At 56.8% G+C, this 20,144-nt stretch carries 19 protein-coding genes; 10 read left to right on the forward strand and 9 right to left on the reverse strand.

All coding sequences use genetic code 11. The features are described 5' to 3' along the window. The first annotated feature begins 492 nt into the window (after nucleotides 1-492). The gene (locus AC2FLZ_RS17145; RefSeq protein WP_480555070.1) at nucleotides 493-2,112 is read left to right on the forward strand and encodes a GMC family oxidoreductase; all 1,620 of its coding nucleotides are present in this window, start codon (nucleotides 493-495) and stop codon (nucleotides 2,110-2,112) included. A 5-nt stretch (nucleotides 2,113-2,117) separates the two neighbouring features. Here AC2FLZ_RS17145 and AC2FLZ_RS17150 read toward each other — a convergent pair whose 3' ends face one another. Then, entirely contained in the window at nucleotides 2,118-2,963 is an 846-nt protein-coding gene (locus AC2FLZ_RS17150) for an SDR family oxidoreductase (RefSeq protein ID WP_480519731.1), read from the reverse strand. Between the two features lie 87 nt (nucleotides 2,964-3,050). Between AC2FLZ_RS17150 and AC2FLZ_RS17155 the strand changes: the two genes are divergently transcribed. Further along, the gene (locus AC2FLZ_RS17155) at nucleotides 3,051-3,683 is read left to right on the forward strand and encodes a class I SAM-dependent DNA methyltransferase (RefSeq protein WP_480474626.1); all 633 of its coding nucleotides are present in this window, start codon (nucleotides 3,051-3,053) and stop codon (nucleotides 3,681-3,683) included. Between the two features lie 22 nt (nucleotides 3,684-3,705). Here the strand turns inward: AC2FLZ_RS17155 and AC2FLZ_RS17160 are convergent, their stop codons facing one another. Together AC2FLZ_RS17160 and AC2FLZ_RS17165 are read right to left on the reverse strand one after the other, a co-directional pair. Further along, complete coding sequence (locus tag AC2FLZ_RS17160) at nucleotides 3,706-4,716, reverse strand: sterol desaturase family protein (protein WP_496882476.1); 1,011 nt, start codon at nucleotides 4,714-4,716, stop codon at nucleotides 3,706-3,708. Continuing rightward, complete coding sequence (locus AC2FLZ_RS17165) at nucleotides 4,716-5,471, reverse strand: class II aldolase and adducin N-terminal domain-containing protein (protein ID WP_480474622.1); 756 nt, start codon at nucleotides 5,469-5,471, stop codon at nucleotides 4,716-4,718. Before AC2FLZ_RS17165 ends, AC2FLZ_RS17160 begins: the two co-directional genes overlap by 1 nt. Before the next feature lie 114 nt (nucleotides 5,472-5,585). Here AC2FLZ_RS17165 and AC2FLZ_RS17170 point away from each other — a divergent pair, with 114 nt between their 5' ends. The 5 genes from AC2FLZ_RS17170 (at nucleotide 5,586) to AC2FLZ_RS17190 (ending at nucleotide 10,965) form a co-directional block, all read left to right on the forward strand. Beyond that, nucleotides 5,586-6,455 carry a LysR family transcriptional regulator gene (locus AC2FLZ_RS17170; protein ID WP_480555072.1) on the forward strand — a complete coding sequence of 290 codons (870 nt, stop codon included), beginning with the start codon at nucleotides 5,586-5,588 and terminating at the stop codon, nucleotides 6,453-6,455. 139 nt (nucleotides 6,456-6,594) lie between these two features. Continuing rightward, nucleotides 6,595-8,397, forward strand: a complete 1,803-nt coding sequence (gene ade, locus AC2FLZ_RS17175; protein WP_480555073.1) for an adenine deaminase — start codon at nucleotides 6,595-6,597, stop codon at nucleotides 8,395-8,397. Next, on the forward strand, nucleotides 8,394-9,857 hold the full coding sequence (locus tag AC2FLZ_RS17180; protein ID WP_480606033.1) for an AMP nucleosidase: 1,464 nt from the start codon (nucleotides 8,394-8,396) through the stop codon (nucleotides 9,855-9,857). Before ade ends, AC2FLZ_RS17180 begins: the two co-directional genes overlap by 4 nt. Nucleotides 9,858-9,987: 130 nt before the next feature. Next, on the forward strand, nucleotides 9,988-10,275 hold the full coding sequence (locus AC2FLZ_RS17185; RefSeq protein ID WP_117871130.1) for an HU family DNA-binding protein: 288 nt from the start codon (nucleotides 9,988-9,990) through the stop codon (nucleotides 10,273-10,275). Between the two features lie 216 nt (nucleotides 10,276-10,491). Further along, nucleotides 10,492-10,965 (forward strand): GNAT family N-acetyltransferase, encoded by a 474-nt coding sequence (locus tag AC2FLZ_RS17190; RefSeq protein ID WP_480555075.1) that lies wholly within the window; start codon nucleotides 10,492-10,494, stop codon nucleotides 10,963-10,965. Between the two features lie 80 nt (nucleotides 10,966-11,045). Here the strand turns inward: AC2FLZ_RS17190 and AC2FLZ_RS17195 are convergent, their stop codons facing one another. Next, nucleotides 11,046-12,242 (reverse strand): BCCT family transporter, encoded by a 1,197-nt coding sequence (locus tag AC2FLZ_RS17195; protein WP_496716181.1) that lies wholly within the window; start codon nucleotides 12,240-12,242, stop codon nucleotides 11,046-11,048. A 182-nt stretch (nucleotides 12,243-12,424) separates the two neighbouring features. On the opposite strand from AC2FLZ_RS17195, the gene AC2FLZ_RS17200 reads away from it, so the two are divergent. From AC2FLZ_RS17200 to msrA, 3 genes are all read left to right on the forward strand, one after another. After that, complete coding sequence (locus AC2FLZ_RS17200) at nucleotides 12,425-13,309, forward strand: DMT family transporter (protein WP_480474612.1); 885 nt, start codon at nucleotides 12,425-12,427, stop codon at nucleotides 13,307-13,309. 125 nt (nucleotides 13,310-13,434) lie between these two features. Continuing rightward, complete coding sequence (msrB, locus tag AC2FLZ_RS17205; RefSeq protein ID WP_480474611.1) at nucleotides 13,435-13,884, forward strand: peptide-methionine (R)-S-oxide reductase MsrB; 450 nt, start codon at nucleotides 13,435-13,437, stop codon at nucleotides 13,882-13,884. Next, nucleotides 13,881-14,393 carry a peptide-methionine (S)-S-oxide reductase MsrA gene (gene msrA / locus AC2FLZ_RS17210; RefSeq protein WP_496808140.1) on the forward strand — a complete coding sequence of 171 codons (513 nt, stop codon included), beginning with the start codon at nucleotides 13,881-13,883 and terminating at the stop codon, nucleotides 14,391-14,393. The genes msrB and msrA overlap by 4 nt, the downstream gene beginning before the upstream one ends. Before the next feature lie 39 nt (nucleotides 14,394-14,432). Here msrA and AC2FLZ_RS17215 read toward each other — a convergent pair whose 3' ends face one another. The 5 genes from AC2FLZ_RS17215 to AC2FLZ_RS17235 all read right to left on the reverse strand — a co-directional run bounded on the left by AC2FLZ_RS17215 (nucleotide 14,433) and on the right by AC2FLZ_RS17235 (nucleotide 20,032). Further along, nucleotides 14,433-16,436: a hydantoinase/oxoprolinase family protein gene (locus AC2FLZ_RS17215; RefSeq protein WP_496882477.1), complete on the reverse strand. Its 2,004-nt coding sequence runs from the start codon at nucleotides 16,434-16,436 to the stop codon at nucleotides 14,433-14,435. Nucleotides 16,437-16,508: 72 nt separating this feature from the next. After that, nucleotides 16,509-17,546 carry a tRNA epoxyqueuosine(34) reductase QueG gene (gene queG / locus AC2FLZ_RS17220; RefSeq protein WP_480474605.1) on the reverse strand — a complete coding sequence of 346 codons (1,038 nt, stop codon included), beginning with the start codon at nucleotides 17,544-17,546 and terminating at the stop codon, nucleotides 16,509-16,511. Between the two features lie 73 nt (nucleotides 17,547-17,619). Beyond that, on the reverse strand, nucleotides 17,620-18,285 hold the full coding sequence (fzlA, locus tag AC2FLZ_RS17225; RefSeq protein ID WP_480474603.1) for an FtsZ-binding protein FzlA: 666 nt from the start codon (nucleotides 18,283-18,285) through the stop codon (nucleotides 17,620-17,622). Between the two features lie 58 nt (nucleotides 18,286-18,343). Then, nucleotides 18,344-19,078, reverse strand: a complete 735-nt coding sequence (gene mtgA, locus AC2FLZ_RS17230) for a monofunctional biosynthetic peptidoglycan transglycosylase (RefSeq protein WP_496882478.1) — start codon at nucleotides 19,076-19,078, stop codon at nucleotides 18,344-18,346. 39 nt (nucleotides 19,079-19,117) lie between these two features. Then, the gene (locus AC2FLZ_RS17235) at nucleotides 19,118-20,032 is read right to left on the reverse strand and encodes a Hint domain-containing protein (protein ID WP_496882479.1); all 915 of its coding nucleotides are present in this window, start codon (nucleotides 20,030-20,032) and stop codon (nucleotides 19,118-19,120) included. Nucleotides 20,033-20,144 lie beyond the last annotated feature (112 nt).

Consider the following 20,144-nt stretch of genomic DNA (forward strand, 5'->3'; position numbering starts at 1 on the left):
GCCTAAACCCCAACCTCAGATGCCCACCGTCTCTCCGGTGCGTCTCAACCGTCTTTCCAGTCCGTCAGGCCAACCTCAGCTGCGCCGGTGAAGGGGTATTTACGGATTAGAATCCCTACCCGCAAGCGGAAAATGCACAAAAACTTTGCTTTTCTCACTAAATTCTAAATTAATTATTATAACTCAAATACTTAAACGTTTATTTTGCGATTTCCGCCAGCCACTTAAGGTGCAGGCTCATCAGAAGAAGTGGGTGAAATCTGCGCTTTGGCTGGAATCGTCGGCCCCGACAGCAAACGACGACATTGATATCCGTCTTGAGTCTTTCGATCGACGCGGGCGTACCGTTTCGCTGAATGTCGAAGAACACTTGGAAACTGACTTCAGGTCACAATTGTTTTTTCACTCAATTGACGCAGTCTCAGGGAAGCCTGGCTCGGATGGCGAACAGCGGACCAGCGCATCAATGGTTCTGATAGTAGGGAAGCCAGCATGCAGTTCGACTATATCATCGTGGGCGGCGGGTCGGCAGGATCCGTTCTTGCAAACCGCCTCAGCGAGAACCCGGCTTCACGCGTTTGCCTGCTCGAAGCAGGCGGGAACGGAAAGGGCCTGACTGTCAGGGTGCCGGCAGCTGTCGTGGCAACCCTTCCGGGACGCCCCAAGATCAACAACTGGGCTTTTGAAACCATACCGCAACTCGGGTTGAACGGACGCCGGGGGTATCAACCCCGCGGTAAAGCACTGGGTGGTTCGAGCGCGATCAACGCGATGCTTTATGTCAGAGGTCAGCGGCAGGATTATGATGGGTGGGCCGATCTGGGCTGCGACGGCTGGGATTGGGACAGCGTATTGCCGTATTTCAAACGGTCCGAGAACAATGAGCTTGGTGCAGACAGCTGGCATGGTGACAAAGGCCCGTTACAGGTGTCACAGCAAAAAGAACCTCGCCCGATCACCCGCGCGTTCATTGAAGCCGCGCAGCAACTCCAACATCGCCACACTGAAGATTTCAACCGAGGCGATAACGAAGGTGTCGGGGTGTACCAGGTAACGCAGTATCATGACCCTTCAAAGAATGGAGAGCGGTGCTCAGCGGCTGCGGGTTACCTGTTCCCGATTGCCAACCGCCCGAACCTGACGGTCATTACACATGCCTATGCGAAAAGGCTGGTCTTTCAGGGTAAGCGCGCAACTGGCGTTGTTTTCAGGGTCAAAGGCAAAAAGGCAGACACCACCGTTACCGCCACGCGCGAGATTCTCCTGTGCGCGGGAGCATTAAAAACACCTCAACTGCTGCAAGTCTCAGGGATTGGAGCAAGCGCTGATCTTGAAACGCACGGGATCGCTGTTCTGCATGAACTGCCGGGTGTGGGGCAGAATTTGCAGGACCACCTCGACTTTACGCTGACCTACCGAACCAAAGACACGAACAACTTTGGGATCGGCGCGACAGCAGCGGTGCGACTGCTGAAGCACATCCGTCAGTGGCGCAAGACCGGTGTGTCAATGGCGGCCACACCGTTTGCCGAAGGGGCGGCGTTTCTGAAGACCTCACCCGAGTTGAAACGCCCGGATATCCAGCTGCATTTCACCATCGCAATGGTCGATGATCACGCCCGCAAGCTGCATTACGGTTACGGGTACAGCTGTCATATCTGCAAGCTTCGCCCGGAAAGTCGGGGAACCGTTGGCCTGAGCAGCGCGGACCCAATGGCAATGCCTGTCATCGATCCGGGGTTTCTTTCAGATGCACGAGATCTGGACACCATGATCAAAGGCGCGCGAATGACGCGAGACATCCTGCAAGCGCCGGCTTTGGCCAAATATCGGCACAAAGAGATGTTCGGAACCGATACGGCGAAATCCGACGCCGATTGGGAGGGGCATATCCGCGCCCGTGCCGACACGATCTATCACCCGGCTGGCACCTGTAAGATGGGCACCGACGATCTGGCGGTTGTGGATCCTGAACTCCGGGTGCGGGGGATCGAGGGGCTGCGTGTGGTTGATGCGTCGGTGATGCCAACGCTGGTATCGGGAAACACAAACGCGCCAACAATAATGATCGCGGAAAAAGCCTCGGATATGATTAAAGCAGCCGCGCAGTAAAGAACCTACCGGTCCTTCATCAGCGCCTCCAACCCCACCCGGTAGTTTGGATAGATCAATTCGACACCCAACTCATCCTTGATCCGGTCGTTTCGGACGCGTTTGTTCTCGTTATAAAAACTGCGCGCCATCGGTGTCAGGTCAGCCTTGTCAAATGAAACCGCCGGGGGCAGAGGAAGCCCCTGCAATTCGGCGGCATACCCGATGACATCCTGTGGCGGGACAGGTTCATCGTCGCATACGTTGTAAACACTGCCCGGATTCGGCCTTGTCATCGAGGCTTGCAGAACCTGCGCAATGTCATCCACGTGGATACGCGAAAACACTTGCCCCGGCTTGATGATGCGCCGCAGCCCACCGCGTGTGAGCTTGGAGAACGGCCCACGACCTGGGCCGTATATCCCTGCCAGACGGAAGATGTGAACAGGCAGGCCCGGCACAGCCGCCCATTGCTCTTCAGCCAGCATGCGCCACTTTCCACGCTTGGCGGTCGGTGTTGGCGGGGTGTCTTCGTCAACCCAGCCGCCCTGATGATCGCCATAAACAGCCGTTGTCGATAAATAGCCCACCCATGTGAACTGACTTGCCCGTTTTCGGATCTCATCGCCCAGCGCCGCCAGTACCGGATCGCCCGCCTCGCCCGGTGCCGTTGAGATCAGCAAATGCGTCACCCCATCCAGATTTGGGACCTCACCGGGCCAGATCAGCGGGTCCGCGCCAGAGGCACGTATCGCATCTGCGCCTTCGCCATCTCGTGTGGTGCCAAAAATCTGCCAGCCTTTCGGGGCAAGAATTCGGGAAAGGGCCTGCGCAGAATAGCCGTGGCCAAATGAGAAGAGTGTCTTGGTCATGCCCCGTTGATGGGCTTCAGCGCATCGGGATGCAAGCGCCGCATGGACGCACTTGAATCGAATCTTCTGATGCGCCTTTCTGTGGATATGAGCAAAAAGAAACCAGACCTGCATTCTGCCTACGCGCTGAGCTCTCCGGACGAAAACAAACGCCTTTATGCGGAATGGGCCGGGGATTATGACGACAGCTTTGCCGCGCGTGAGGATTATCAGCTTCATATCCATACCGCACGGGCGTTTGTGGGCGCGGGCGGTCAGGGGCCGGTTCTGGATGTCGGTGCGGGAACGGGCCTATGCGGCGCGGTGTTGTCTGGGCTTGGCGTTGGGCCGATTGATGCCACGGATATCAGTTCGGAAATGCTGGAACAGGCTATGCGCAAGGATATCTACCGGGACGCGATCGAGGCTGACCTGACCCATGGCATCCCGGTTCCGCCTGACAGCTACTCCGGCATCGTGTCATCTGGCACGTTCACGCATGGCCATCTGGGTCCCGAAGTATTACCCGCCCTGCTTCGCGTCGCACGGTCAGGCGCGACGTTCGCCCTGTCAATAAACGCCCACCATTTCGAAAAGATGGGCTTCAAGGGCAAGCTGCACGAACTGGAACAGGATCAGATTCGCAACCTGACCCTGCCCGAGGTTCGCATCTACGGTGATCTTGCCGCGGGTCCAAACAAGGATGACACGGCCTTCATTGCATTGTTCGAACGGGTTTAGGCCCCGGACAGGTCCAGCCGCGTCAAGTATACATCTGCTTTTTGTAAGCGCGCGTGCGTGTCGTCGCCTCGGCCGAGCCATCGTGATAGGTGCCAAACCACTTGTCGAAAGGAATTTCGGATGTGCCGTAGTTGCACTCGAAATACCGGTGGTGGAGCTGGTGAAAAAAGTCGCCCGCCCGCGCGGCTTCGGTCTCACCGGCCTTTATCTTCTCGAACCCAGAATGGGACAGTATCGGGCTGACCTGCTGGAACGAGCTGTGAAACAACACATGCAGCGGATGGGATGGCACGATCAGGTGGATGAAATACGTCGTGAAATACAGCATGTTTTCATACCAGTGATTCGAAATCCCTGACCACGGCCCGGTATTGACATTGCGGTGATGGACCGCGTGCACATGTTTATAAAGCCTGGGATGATGTTCCAGCCGGTGCACCCAGTAAAAATGCAGGCCGGACCACATGGGAATGAACAGCATCCAAACCACAAACCACACCGGCGCGCTGGCCCAGGTAATCGTCGGAACCCAGCCATTTGCCATCGCCCAAAAGATGACCCACTGGTAAATGGTCGCCACCGTCATGGCGCTGCCCAGCGTCCACCAGATATTATCCCAGACCTGATTGCGGAATGTGAATGTTCCGTTGTCCCGCGTCAGGTCTCTTCGATCGAACTTTTTGTACATCCCCTGCCCTTTGCGCATGTACAGCCACCAGTGCAGGCTTCCTGCTATCAGAGCTTGCGGCACCATGTTCAGCAACCAAATCCTGAACATCCAGCCGGGTGCAAAGCTCTTCATCGTCTCTAACTCAGGGAAAAAGAACGCATAGGCGATGACGGCCAAAGTCATGCACAGGGTCAGGGCGGTGATTTGCAACCACGCTCCGCCGTACCATTTCAGCACGGCGGATGGGCGCGGCGGCCAACTGAACAGCGGATTGAGGCCTACTGGCCCGTCGGGGTGGTAATGCCAGCGGGCGGCTTCGGGGTCCTGCGCGGTATCTCGCATGTCGGTCACTCTGTCTTGCATCAGGTTGCGTAATCCGAGCCTTCTGCATCGAGTATTGCCTTGATCTCTCGCAGATGCGCTTCGGCCTGATCGGGGTAGTCGTCCAGTTCCTGCGCTGTTTTCTCGGCAATCTCATCCGACAGCACCCGCAGGGGCAGACCTGTTTGCAGTGCCCGGATGTATGTTTCGGCAGCGCGCTCGAAATAGTAGAGCCTGTTAAAGGTATCCGCCGGGTCACTGCCCGTAATTAGAACCCCGTGGTTGCCCATGATCATGACCTTCTTTTTCGGATCAGCCAGCATCCCGGCGCACCGCTCTCCTTCGCTTTCAAAAGCCAACCCGCCAAATTCTTCGTCAACAACGTAGCGATTGTAGAAGGTCGCAGTGTTCTGATCGATTGGCGGAAGCGTACTGTCGGCCAGTGAGGCCAGAACAGTTGCAAAGATCGAATGCACATGCATGACGCAGCGCGCGTGTGGGCAATGGCGATGGATCGAGCCGTGCAGGCCCCAGGCCGTGGGATCAGGTGCACCGGGCTGTGACATCACATCCGGATCGTTGGCGTTCAACAGCAACAGATCAGACGCGCGAATACGCGAGAAATGCGCCTGATTGGGGTTCATAAGGAACTGCGTCCCGTCTTTGTTCACAGCAAGACTGAAATGGTTGGCAACGGCTTCATGCATATTCAGCCGGGCTGTCCAGCGAAAGGTTGCGGCCATGTCCACACGTTCTGACCAATGGTCGATATTGGGGCGAAGGCTAGTGAGGCTCATGTGTGGAGTCCTTTGACAACTGCGAATGACCAAAGCCTGCATTTGGTCCGGCAATTTGACCAACGAAAAAAACGCAACTATCCCATTAGCTGAACTTATGCCGGAGTTATGTCGATGCAAAACAGGCTTCCCCCGCTGGGCTGGCTGCGCACATTCGAAGCCGCAGCCCGCCATCTGTCATTCACCGACGCGGCGCGGGATCTGAACATGACGCAAAGTGCGGTCAGTCAGCAGATCAAATCGCTGGAAGGTCATCTGGGTCAGCCATTGTTCCTGCGACGCCCGAAGGCGCTTGAGCTGACAGAGGCCGGGATCACCTATTTGCCGGTGGTGCGCGAGGCGTTTCGGACGCTGATACGGGGCACTCAGGCGGTTACTGGCGCGCAACAGAACGCGGTACAGGTGCAGTGCAACATCAGTTTCGCCGTGAACTGGCTGGCCCCGCGCCTGCCGTTATTTCGGGCGGAACACCCGGATGTTCAGCTGAACATCTTCACCGAGTTGTGGGAGCCGCGCGAGATGGCCGAAGGCGCAGCGGTCGAGATCAGGTTTTCCCTTCGACCTTCGGATACGACCAGAACAGAAATGCTGCGCTCTGAATATTACTATCCCGTCTGCGCGCCGGGATATCAGGTGTGTCTGCAAGACCTTCAGGAAAAACCCCTGTTCGACTGTTCCAACCTTTTGATCAACTGGGCGACATGGGCGGAAGATCAGGGTCTGAATTGGCAGAATCCTTCTATTACCTACGCAACAACCTATTTGGTTTGTTTGTCAGCCGCGATGGCCGGAGGTGGCCTGTGCCTGGCCCATGACACCATCGCGGGTCACCTGATCGATCAGGGGCGGCTGATCGCACCATTTGAGCATCGCGCCCCGATGCCCGAGGCGTATTATCTGCTGCTCTCCCCTCAGGCTGAGGATACGCCCGGGGCCGTCACCTTTGCGAACTGGATACGGCGAGAATTCGGGTCCGAAACGTAAACTCAACGGGTTCCTGGGCGCTGTCGGCACCTATGTCAGCTTTCGATGGCCGGGTTGGGCAGATTTGCAGGATTGTGATCCGTCGGCAGTAGTGAAGAACCGGGGTTGCACCCGCGCGCGCATTCGTGAAAGTTGAGCCATGGAAAACACACCCTTCCCAACTTGGCCCGATGTCGCCCCCAAATTGATCGCAGTTGCTGCCGGACGTGAGGCAGCAGATACGGTAATAACGGGTGGGACTTGGGTAAATGTGCACAGCCGCGAACTGCTGCCGAACCATTCTGTTGCAATCGCCGCAGGCCGGATTGCATTTGTCGGTCCAGACGCCTCGCATTGTACCGGACCAGAGACACAGGTTATCGACGCGCAAGGCCGCTATATCCTGCCCGGCTTATGCGACGCGCATATGCACATCGAATCGGGGATGCTGACCCCCGCCGAGTTTGCTCGCGCGGTGATCCCTCATGGCACAACCAGTATGTTCACCGACCCGCACGAGATCGCCAATGTGTTGGGGCTGGATGGTGTGCGCATGATGCATGACGAAGCAATGATGCAGCCGGTCAACATCTTCACTCAGATGCCCTCCTGCGCGCCGTCTGCACCGGGGTTAGAGACGACAGGCTATGAAATCACCCCCGAAGACGTCGCCGAGGCGATGAAATGGCCCGGGATCATCGGCTTGGGTGAAATGATGAACTTCCCCGGCGTGATTCACGGCGATCCCAAGATGCTGGCCGAGATTGCGGCCACGCAGCGGGCAGGAAAGATTGTTGGCGGGCATTACGCATCCCCTGATTTAGGGCCTGATTTTGCGGCTTACGTGGCTGGCGGACCTGCCGATGACCACGAAGGCACCTGCGAAGCGGATGCCATCGCACGGGTTCGTCAAGGAATGCGTTCGATGATGCGGTTGGGCTCGGCCTGGTATGACGTTGAAAGCCAGATTACCGCAGTAACCGAGAAAGGCCTGGATGCGCGCAATTTCATCCTGTGCACGGATGACTGCCACTCTGCAACGCTGGTCAATGAAGGGCATATGAATCGCGTCGTGCGCCACGCCATTGCCTGCGGCTGTGACCCGCTTGTTGCCGTGCAGATGGCGACGATCAACACCGCCACGCATTTCGGTCTGGAACGCGAGATTGGATCGGTCACGCCGGGACGACGGGCGGATATCATCCTCAGCTCTGACCTGACCGAATTGCCGGTCGAACTGGTCATAGCGCGCGGGCAGGTTGTCGCGGAAAACGGGGTGATCAAGGTTGATTGCCCCCATCTAAACTGGCCCGACAAGGCACGTCGCACGGTTCATCTGAAGCATGCGCTGACCTCGACCGATTTTGAGATCACGGCGCCGAAGGGCGCAAACAAGGTAAGGGCCAACGTCATTGGCGTGGTAGAAAACCAGGCCCCCACTAAAGCGCTGAAAGCCGAATTGCCGATTATCGGCGGGCTTGTTGAAGGTGAGGGTGACGTATGTCAGATCTCACTGGTCGAACGACACCGGGCGACAGGGGGCGTCACCAATGCCTTTGTCTCGGGGTTTGGATATCAGGGAAAAATGGCCATGGCCTCGACCGTGGCACATGACAGTCACCACATGATCGTCGTCGGCACGGACCGTGAACAGATGGCGCTGGCCGCGAATCGACTGGCCGAGGTGGGTGGCGGCATCACGATCTTCCGGGACGGCCAGGAACTGGCGATGGTCGAACTTCCCATTGCCGGTCTGATGTCCGACAGCCCGGCCGCTGAAGTTGCGGCCAAGGCGGACAGGATGGTTCAAGCCATGCAGGAATGTGGCTGCAATCTGAACAACGCATATATGCAACATTCGCTGCTGGCGTTGGTCGTCATACCGGAACTCAGGATCTCTGATCTCGGGCTGGTTGACGTGCGCACATTCAAAAAAATTGATCTTCTGGAACCCTTGGCATGACGACACTCCTGACACCTGAGGCCCTTTCGCCAGAACAGTTCACCGATCCCGCAGCCGCAGTTGCGCGACTGGAGGAGCTTTACACTCAAGCAACAGAATTTCTGTGCGACAGCTTCTCGAAGGTACTGCAAAATGGAGCACCAACCGCCAGATACAGGGCCTATTACCCCGAGATTCGCATAATGACGTCGACCTATGCTCAAGTCGACAGCCGCCTGAGTTTTGGGCATGTGGCGGAACCCGGTGTTCACGCTACAACCGTAACGCGCCCGGATTTATTCCGGTCCTACCTGACCCAGCAGATTGCCCTGTTGATCAAGAATCACGACCAACCGGTGACGATTGCAGCGTCGGACACACCTATTCCGGTGCATTTTGCCGTGGCGAATACGTCAGGTCTGGTTGTGCCGCATCAGGGGGCGGCTGCTTTCACCCTGCGCGATGTGTTTGACGTGCCGGATCTGACCACCACGAATGACGACATCGTTAACGGCGTGCACGATCATGAAGACGCCGTCGGGCCCTTGTCATTGTTTACTGCCCAGCGCGTCGATTATTCACTTGCGCGACTGGCACATTACACAGCGACAGATGCCCGGCATTTTCAGAACCACGTTCTGTTCACGAACTATCAGTTCTATGTTTCGGAATTCGAGAACTACGCCCGTGAGCAGTTGGCTGATCCCAGCAGCGGGTATACCAGCTTTGTCTCGACCGGGAATGTTGAGATCACGGAGCCGGACGCAGAAATCGAGCAACCGCTGAAACTGCCGCAAATGCCAACCTATCATCTGAAGCGTGAAGATGGTTCGGGTCTTACTTTGGTGAACATCGGTGTCGGCCCCTCGAATGCGAAAACTGCGACCGACCATATCGCGGTTCTGCGCCCGCACGCGTGGTTGATGGTTGGCCATTGCGCCGGATTGCGCAACACGCAGGCATTGGGCGATTTCGTTCTGGCCCATGCATATCTACGTGATGACAAGGTTCTGGATGATGACCTGCCGGTCTGGGTGCCCATCCCGCCCCTGGCCGAAGTTCAGGTCGCGCTGGAACGCGCCGTGGCCGAGGTGACCGAGCTGGAAGGGTATGAACTGAAGCGGATCATGCGGACGGGAACAGTTGCATCGGTCGACAATCGCAACTGGGAACTGCGCGATCAATCCGGGCCGGTTCAGCGCCTCAGCCAGTCGCGGGCCATCGCGCTGGATATGGAAAGCGCCACCATCGCCGCGAACGGCTATCGCTTCCGCGTTCCTTACGGCACATTGTTGTGCGTTTCGGACAAACCCCTGCACGGCGAACTAAAGCTGCCGGGCATGGCGTCGTCCTTTTATACCACCCAGGTCAGCCGTCATTTGATGATCGGGATACGCGCCATGGAGCACCTGCGTGGCATGCCGTTAGAGCGTTTGCACAGCCGGAAATTGCGTTCCTTCGACGAAACTGCCTTCCTCTGACGCAAAAAAGCAACGTTTTCCCCATATTTTTAGGGGTTTCTGCGCTACTATTCGTTGTGTTTGGCCACAATATCCCGTTACAGTTACGCGGTGAGGCCCTATAGATCGGGCACGTTAAGGAGACCAAGAAATGGCAAAACCTATGACAAAGACTCAGCTGGTTGCTGCTCTCGCTGAGGAAATGGGAACCGATAAGAAATCCGCGAACTCTGCGCTTGAGGCCATCACCGGCCTGATCACGCGCGAAGTTTCCGCAGGTGGTGCAGTGACCCTGCCTGGCGTCGGCAAAATCTACTGCCGCGAACGCCCTGAGCGTCAGGTCCGCAACCCGGCAACCGGTGAAACCTTCACCAAAGAAGCCGACAAGGTTGTGAAAATGACCATCGCGAAAGCACTGAAAGACAGCGTGAACGGCTGATCTCAAGCGCTTGGAACCATATAAAGGGGTGGCGGTTACGCGGCCCCTTTTTTGTGCCTGAGCTTCACAATTTAAAGCCTGCGCACATGTGTCCTAAGGCATCAGCGTTCTTATTCAGACTGTAAATATGGGCTACAATCCAACACCGGATGTCCTTGGCACGTTTTTTACGGACAACCCTTTGAATTCCTGCTTGGCCCGCTAAATCCCAGTTCTATGGAACAGGATATTACATTCACGCGACTGCCCCTCGTCTCAGCACCTGAGATACTGGCGCATATGAGAAATCCAATTCTTGCCGAACACATGCCTCTCCTGACGCAGGATTGGGATGAGGAAACAGTCGCCAGTTTCGTTCATGCGAAAGAGTCGTGTTGGGCGCGGGACGGCCTAGGTCATTGGGCAATTCTGCACCGCGGACAATATGTGGGATGGGGCGGTTTTCAAAAAGAAGGTGAAGAGTGGGATTTCGGGCTGGTCCTGAAGCCCAGTGCATTTGGACTGGGTGCCAAAATAGCGCGTCAGGCCATCGCATTCGCAAAGCAGGACAATCGTATTCCGTTCGTGACATTCTTGCTGCCGCCTTCACGCACGAAACTGCGCGCAATGACTAAACTCGGCGCGTATTTTGTTGGGCAAGTAGACTACTCTGGCCACAGCTTCCTCAAATATCGTCTCGACACGGAATGAGGCGCGAACCGGGCAGCGCCAAAACACGGCTGCGGGCCCCGATGTCGAGGCCCGCTTTTGTTTTGGTAGGTTAGAAACAATCAGTGAATCGTCTCAACCTTGTGGAAGTCCAGATCACGATCTTCCGGCATGGCGTCGATACTCATCACCTCTTTGCGCTTGGTTACAAGGATATAGACCACGCAAGCCAGGTAGAGACCGACTACGACGGCTCCGATCCATTGGATTTGCAGCCACTGGCTCTGGAACAGCAGGGTCAGGACAAACAGCAGCGCGACGTTGCCGGCGACATAGGTCGCCTTGCCAAACCGCTCGGCGGTCATGTTCAGGTTGTCCGTATAGAGCCTAATCAGAGAGTCCAGCGAGTTGATCACAAAGGTCACGCCCACGATTACCATCGCGATATTGGTGATCCCTGCGGTGCTGATACCGTTCAGATGATAGTAGTAGAGAACGGTGAACCAGATCCCCAGCGGGATCGACGGGAAGATCAGCAACGCCGCCAGCAACTGCCAGGTCTTCAACCCGCCCACAAAGCGCGAAGTAAACTGGCCAATCATGATTGACCACGCAAACCACCAGAACAGGTAGAAGGCATGGTAGTCAGTCAGCGGCAGGACAAATTTGTGCATATTGGTGAAATAGGCGCCAATGTTACTGCCGGTTTCGACAAACCCGGTCATTCCCATACCAGCGGCCGCCCACATTCCCAGGATCAGGGCCATGAACAGGAAGGTCGAGCCCACCGACAGGATCCGCACATATTTCAGGTCGGTCGACGAGTATGCCGCCGCCAATATGACCACAAACACGATGACGTAGAAGGTGGTAACGACAGATTCGCCATCTCCGACCTCTGGCAGGTAGCCAGGCAGGTAGATCAGGAACAGGCTGGCGGTAAAGGCGCAGGTGCCAATAATGACCACGTTGTTGATCAGTTTGACCAGCGGGATCTCAAAGAATTTCACGCGCGGTTCGATCACGCAGAAATAGAAGGCTGTCAGGAAGTAAAACGCCCAGATCAGAAAACCCCAGAAACCGAATTCGATCGCCAGTGGATTAGCAAAGGCATATGCCGGATCTTCGGCATACCCACCAAATTCTGTCAACGGGAACATGATCAGGCCAACATCCAGACCGGACGTAAACAGGATCGCGATGAATGTGAAAAGGTGAACAGGTGTCACGCCAACGCAGCGCAGGTTCCACCATTTCACGACGAAGAACGCGACCAGGCCCAACGCCAGTAGGACGCCAAAAGATAGAATGTATTCCAGAAGCACCGACAACCCTCCCTTGATATGTCAGATCCCGGAGCTGATAGCTTTAATTGGTTAGTCAATCAACGAAAACATAAGGGCGACTTTCCTGTCATCACATATGCGTCTTTTATGACGCGCAGCGCTTGCGACCGATCACAAAATCGGGGACAGTCCGCGCAAAGTGACAGGGGGTCTCCATGGATCTGCGCGCCATAGCCATGGGGCTGACATTTGCCCTGATCTGGTCGTCCGCCTTTACCTCGGCGCGGATCATAGTGGCAGACGCCTCTCCTTTGTTTTCGCTGGCTCTGCGGTTTTTGATCTCAGGGGTTCTGGGGGTTCTGATTGCCCGGGCGATGGGGCAAAGCTGGCACCTGACTCGGAACCAATGGCGGGCGACAATTCTGTTCGGTATCTGCCAAAATGCCCTGTATTTGGGTCTGAATTTTTACGCGATGCAAACGGTCGAGGCTTCGGTTGCGGCGATTATCGCGTCCACAATGCCCTTGCTGGTGGCACTGGCAGGGTGGCTTATTTTTGGCGAGAAACTGCGCCCTCTCGGTATTTTGGGTTTGTTTGCCGGATTCACCGGCGTCGCCCTGATCATGAGCAGCCGGATCAGTTCTGGTGTCGACATGTTCGGCGTCGCGCTATGCGGCATCGGAGCTTTGGCGCTGACCTTTGCCACCCTCGCGGTTCGCGGCGCAACCTCAGGCGGCAATTTCATGATGGTCGTGGGCCTGCAGATGCTTGTAGGTTCCGCCACGTTGTTCGTGGCCGCTCCGATCTTTGAGACCATTTACATCCACCCGACGCTGCCACTGGCATTGGCGTTCACTTACACAACCCTGTTTCCTGGGCTGCTGGCCACGCTGATCTGGTTCCTTCTTCTGGATCGCATCGGCGCGATCCGCGCAGCCACGTTCCACTTTTTGAACCCGGTATTTGGTGTCACGATTGCGGCCATATTATTGGGCGAAAAACTGGGCGCGATGGACGCAATTGGCGTTACCGTCACGACGCTGGGTATTCTTGCGGTTCAGCTGTCACGCCAACCTTCTGGCAAAACGGCTTCGGCCTAAAGCAAGGACCCAAATGTTTGCGTCTGACCGACTGCACGACTGTGAGAGCTGTTTGAAATATCGCTTTGCTTTCTACCCTGCAGCCCCCAGATAAAGGTTCAAACGTCAAATCAGCCGGAGGATCCATGACACGCTACACCAAAGACCCCACGGTTATCGCGGCGCTTTCGCCCGAAGAATTTCATGTCACCCAACGCAACGGCACCGAACGACCGGGGACAGGCAAGTATTTGGGGAACAAGGAACCGGGCATCTACGTGGACATCGTGTCAGGCGAGCCGCTGTTTGCTTCGACCCACAAATACGAATCCGGATGTGGCTGGCCCAGCTTCACCAAGCCGATCCTCCATGAGCATGTGGAGGAGTTTCGCGATACGACGTATGGTATGATCCGGACCGAGGTTCGCTCGAAACACGGCGACAGCCATCTGGGGCATGTCTTCCCCGACGGCCCGCGAGAACATGGTGGCCTGCGGTATTGCATCAACTCGGCCTCGCTCAGGTTCATCCATCGGGATGAGATGGAGGCTGAAGGTTACGCCGAATTCCTGATCCACGTGGAGGAAATCCAATGACTGAACAACGTGCTGTACTGGCCGGAGGCTGCTTTTGGGGTATGCAGGACCTGATCCGCAAGCTGCCGGGCGTCTTGCGAACCCGGGTGGGCTACACCGGAGGCGATGTGCCCAACGCAACCTATCGCAACCATGGCACCCACGCCGAAGGGATCGAGATCTGGTTTGACCCGTCGCAGATCAGTTACCGCGACCTGCTGGAATTTTTCTTCCAGATTCACGACCCGACCACGGTGAACCGGCAAGGCAACGACCGAGGCATGAGCTATCGTTCCGCGATTTACCACGTCGATGAAGCCCAAAGAGCAACTGCGCTGGATACTATCGCAGATGTGAATGCCAGCGGCATGTGGCCGGGAAAAGTCGTAACCGAAGTCGAACCCGTCGGCGATTTCTGGGAGGCCGAACCCGAGCATCAGGATTATCTTGAGCGCATCCCGAACGGATATACCTGCCACTTCCCGCGCCAGGACTGGGTTCTTCCCAAACGTGCCAGCGCCGCAGAATAATGCACCACCTGCCCGGCCCCTCTGTACAAGTCAGAGGGGCTAGCCCGCCGCAACCCGCGGTCGCCCGCTTGCCTCGACCGTGATCATTGCTTCGACAAACACATCATTGGCCTCGACCCGCGCGGTTTTGATGTCGCGATCCACGATCACGCGGATATCTTCTGCACCGGCTTCGCGCACCGCACCTTCAGCTTCCGACCTCAGAACATTTTCCAGCAAAGCCAACGCGTCTTCTGATGCGGAAAAATCCTTGGGCCCGCCCTTGAGATGTACACGATACCGCCCTTCGGCAGGGCTTGTCACCGTGCCCGATCGCCGTAAGGTCAACCGTCCCACGACGGCGCCAATCGCATTGGCTACGCCCGCATGTTCCGGCAGGATCATCCGGCAGTGCAGCCGTTCACCAACCGCCCGGTAATAGCTGGGGGCTGATGCCCCAAGCCCCACAACATCAACGTTTAGAGCTGCGGTCAGCGACAACAAACCGCGATGCCGCGCCAATCCGCGCTGTGTCAGGACATGCCGCGCCAACTCCTGTGGCGGCAGCCCGAAACTGTCCGGTTCCTCATCAAAAACAGCCTCTAACAAGATCAAACTGGTCTGTTCCGTCAACTGGTCCACGATCATTTGCGCCAGCGCCTCGGCGGAATTTGCCAACATATCCCCGGACCCGACCCGTTTGCGCGCAACCAGTTCTAGTGCCTTACGGGCGGCTTCAGCATCCCAGGCATCCACCCGCCCCAGTACATGGCTGGCATCCGACGGCGTCACGCCCGAGATCTGAACGATCCCGCGATCCACCAACCGGGTCAATGCGCCGCTCTCCATTCGGGACCTAAGCAAGGAACCAATCGGCAGAACCTGATCTCCCAACCGCTCCAACAGGGCTTCTTCGCGCACATCTATACCGTCGTCACGTATTCCCGGCACGCGTCGGGCAAAGCGCGTATCGTGCTCACCCACCGTCGTGGCCCGCAATTGCTCGTCCAGAACGGCATGAACGATCTCGGGCGCTTCCGAGGCGATCAGGGACACCGGAAGAACGCGGCGCGGCCCCAGAAAAACACCGCCCTGCAACCCCTCGGTCACGACATGCACCTGACTGTCACCTCCAAGGCCATGGGTGCGCATCGCAACTGCCTCGACCATTGTGCGGAACCCGCCCACCTGTGCCCCTGCCGTGTCGATCGCGGGCTTACCGTCACGGATCAACGCCACGTCAGTTGTCGTACCGCCAATATCCGACACCAACGCATTCTCTGCGCCAGTCAACCAGCGCGCGCCGACAATTGACGCGGCAGGTCCGCTCAGGATCGTTTCAATGGGGCGTTCACGCGCCTGTTCAGCACTCATCAACGCCCCATCACCGCGAACAACCATCATCGGGGCCATAATCCCCAACTCGCGCAGCCGGTCCTGCGCCCGCCCGATCAAACGGTCGATCATCCCGATCAGCCGCGCGTTCAACACTGCCGTCACGGCGCGTTTCGGCCCATTCAGCTTTGCCGACAAGTGATGCGAACATGTTACCGGAGCCCCGGTTCTTTCCGAAACGATTCGCGCGGCTTCAAGTTCATGCGCGGGATTACGGGTGGCAAACTGAGCGGCTATGGCAAAGCCTGAAATCCCCTTGTGAGTGTCTAAAAACTGCTCCAGCGCGGCAACATCCAATGGTGCAGCTTCGCTGCCAGAATGGGAATGCCCACCAGACATAACCAGGGCCGGGTCCCCTTTTAACGCGTCCTTCAAACCGTGCTTTTCAAGGTCGCTGTCTTTGAACCCGATATAGATCAATGCAACGCGCCCGCCCTGCCCTTCGACCAAGGCATTTGTCGCCAATGTAGTGGACAAAGAGGCCATTGAAATCTGATCCGGCGCAACTTTTGCCTGCTCCAAAACGGCAGAAATCGCCTTGCCTACACCAATTGCCAGATCCGCACGTGTGGTCAGGGACTTGGCCGAGGCTATTACCTCTTTTTCATCCCGGATCAGTACCGCATCGGTATAGGTTCCACCCGTATCCACCCCCAAAGCCAGCGCCATCGGGTTCTCCTTACTGTTCGCTGCAGATTGGTGTAGCGATTGGGGCCGACACGTCCAGCCTGTTTGCGGCAATTATGAAAGTTGTTCCACCGCCCAGCGCGCTGCGTCGGCCACGGTTTCATCTGGGTCATCTGTCAAACTTTGGGCCGCGGCCCTCAGTTTCGACTGCCCCGAGTTTCCAATGGCATAAAGCACGTTGCGCACAAACCGGTCGCGCCCGATCCGTTTGATGGGTGAGCCCGAGAATTTCGCTCGGAACGAAGTATCATCAAGCGCCACCAGCTCTTCCAGCGCAGGCGCCGCCAGATCTTCGCGCGCTGCATAGCGCAGGTCGCTTGCGGCAACCGCAAACTTGTTCCACGGGCAAGCCGCAAGGCAATCGTCACAGCCGTAGATTCGATTGCCCAGCTTTCTGCGAAGCTCAGGCTTCACAGGGCCTTTATGCTCGATTGTCAGATAGGAAATGCACCGCCGTGCGTCCAACTGATACGGGCCCGGAAAGGCGTCCGTGGGGCAGCTGTCCAAACAGGCCCGACAAGACCCGCAGCGATCAATCTCAGCGGGATCCGCGGGTATATCCAAAGTTGAAAAAACAGACCCTATAAAGGCCCAATTACCCCACTCCCTGCTGACCAGATTCGTGTGTTTCCCCTGCCAGCCCAACCCGGCGGCCTGCCCCAAAGCTTTCTCCGGCACGGGTGCAGTGTCAACAAACACCTTAACCTCGCCGCCCGCCTCGGCAATCAGCCACCGCGCCAGGCGCTTCAGTCGCTTTTTGACCAGATCATGATAGTCTTTGTTCTGCGCATAGACAGAAATCGCCCCGTGGCCGCGTTGCTTCAAGACGTCTGTAGGATCATGTTCCGGCGTGTAACTCTCGGCCAGCATGATCACTGATCGCGCCTCGGGCCAAAGGGCCGCAGGATCACCGCGCCAATGCGTCCGCTCGGCCATCCATCCCATCTGCCCATGATACCCTGCGTCCAGGAACGCTGCCAAACGCTCGGGAACTTTTGGAACATCCCAGGGGCGGCAGACACGGCACGCAACAAACCCCTCTTCAAGGGCCTGCTGTACCAGCTTTTCCTTCAAATCTGATCCGCTCTTCATCTGGCCAAAAATATCCTCGGGGGGAATCGCGCAGATGCCCGATGGGGGGAGACAGCCCCGCTGGCACACACTATCAGAAATCCAGATCTGCGTAATGGGGCGGCGGCCGGAAACCCGGCACCTGATCCGCCAGAATAGAGCGAAAAGCAGGGCGCGATTTGATTTTCGCATACCAGTCCTTGACCACCTGACTGCGGTTCCAATCCACATCCGAGATATAGTCCAGCGACGACAGGTGCGCCGCTGCCGCGAAATCAGCCAGTGTCATCTGATCACCGGCCAACCACCGGCGGTGATCCAACAGCCATGCCATATAATCCAGATGGTACTTGATCGCTTTGGCACCCTGTTTGACGTTCTTGCTGTCAGGATAGCCCTGACCCGTCACTTTTTTGTTCACCCGTTCGTACAGCAGCTTCGACGTCACCTCATGATGGAATTTGTCGTCAAACCAGCCGACAAGGCGCCGTACTTCGTATCGGGCTTCGGGACTTTTTGGCATTAATGATGGTTCGGGGCGGGTTTCCTCAATATATTCGCAGATCGCCGCGCTTTCCGACATCATTTGTCCGTCCAGACGCAATACTGGTACTTTACCCGCAGGGTTTCGGCGCAAAAAGTCGGGATCCTGCTCCCAGTATCGCTCTTCGACAAGCTCAACCTCGATCTTCTTTTCCGCCAAAGACAGCCGAACCTTGCGGCAATACGGAGAGAGGGGAACATGAAACAAACGCGCCATGGGCTTCCAATCGAACCAGTGAGTACCCGACAGATTTAGCCTTGGCAGGCGACGGGTTTCAATCCTCGAAACAATCTGCGCGACCATCTGCGCGGATGGTGGCCGCCCCATCCAGAATAGATGCCGCCCGTCTGCGCGTACGCGCCGTCGGATCTGTGACTGACCTGTTGCGCGGTGACGGCAGAATGGCGGCAATCCGCGCTGCCTGAACTGGGGTCAGTTTCGATGCGCTGGTGTTGAAATACTGTTGCGCGGCAGCCTCGACCCCAAAAACGCCATTCCCGGTTTCGGCAACGTTCAGATAGACCTCAAGGATGCGCCGCTTGCTCCAGAAAATCTCGACCACAGGTGTGATCGAAGTTTCCAGCGCCTTGCGTATCCAACTGCGCCCCTGCCAAAGGAATACGTTCTTTACCACTTGCTGTGTAATGGTCGAGGCACCGCGATTTCCGCCATCCTGAAGCGCATCTCGAATGGCCTCTACATCAAATCCCCAATGCAGGCAGAAATTCGCATCCTCTGCTGCCACAACCGATCGCGCCATGATCGGGGCCATGTCCTCGATCGGTACCCATTCACGCTCAACCTTTCCCAATCGGCGCCATTCTGACCAGATCGTATGGGTTAAAGGTGGGTTCACAACCGAATACAACAGGATTATCGCAAGCAAAGCTCCTGCAATTGCCGCAACCGCACGAGTCAGCCAACGGCGTATCTGACGCACCGTTGGTGATTTCCTGCTGGATGCCTTGTTTTTCTTACCGCTTGATTTGCGGGCTGCTTTCTTCGCCATACTTCAGCTATACGACGCGCGGTCCGGGTTTGAAACGGCCTAAATTGCGAAGGCGCGCGCTTCGCGCGGGTGAACAACCGGGCGTGCGGTTTCTACCGACATCGGATCATGACCTGCCAGTTCAGGGAACAGATGCAGGACCTCGCTCTGCGTTTCGCGGTCCGAGGCCGACAACGCATGCCCCGGATAATAGCTTTCGCTTTTGGCACCATTGGCGATGACGATCTCGTGCTGCTTGAACAAAAGGTGGAAATACTCCACCTCACCGCCTTCCACGCGGGTCACCGTTTTTCCATTGACCAGAGCATGTGCCGGAATCAGCGCTTCAGCGTGCCCGGACAGATACGAGGCTCGCCAGTCTTCAATCAGCATCCTATGCTGAGGCGAAACAAGCAGCGGACGATCCAGGTCGAACACTCCGGCCTCAAACCGGATCGGGGCCAGCTTTCCTTCGGCGGCTACCAATGTACGCCCAACCCAGATCAAAGGCTGAGGGCCATGATCCACGGTCGTGACCAGATCACCGACCTTAAGATCTTCCACCGTGCGTTCCCCATCCGGGGTCATTATCATGGTGCCCGGCGTGAAACAGGGCGGACCCAAATTGCCGACATTCAGCGGCCCCTGTGTGTTGACGAAGGTGGCTGAAACAAACGTTCCCGGCTGCAAGACCTGGCCGTCTGTCGGTGTAAAAACCCGAGATCCATCAGCCAGATAAAACGTGGTGCCGGTATAGGTTACATTCCCGACGCCCGCGACGTTGATGGTAACAGTGTCTCCCGGCCAGGAATTCGTAACGTCCTGGCCATTGACTGTATCACCACTCGGTGCATCAATTTCGTTGTCATCATCTGCATCGATCAAAGTGAAACTGCTAACCGCGACAGCCGTTCCCGCAGGCGGCGGGTTTGCTGGATCGAAAGTATAAAACTGATCCTGATACGGTGTTGGCATCCGGTTGCCCCTGTCTGCTTATCATCTGGTGCCTAGATCGGCCCATGATTATCGCCTGAGTGTGAAGAAAGATTGGCGATTTTCGGATAAACGGGCAAGACCAGCACTGAAA

This window comes from Ruegeria sp. YKSF131 (genome assembly GCF_059612645.1).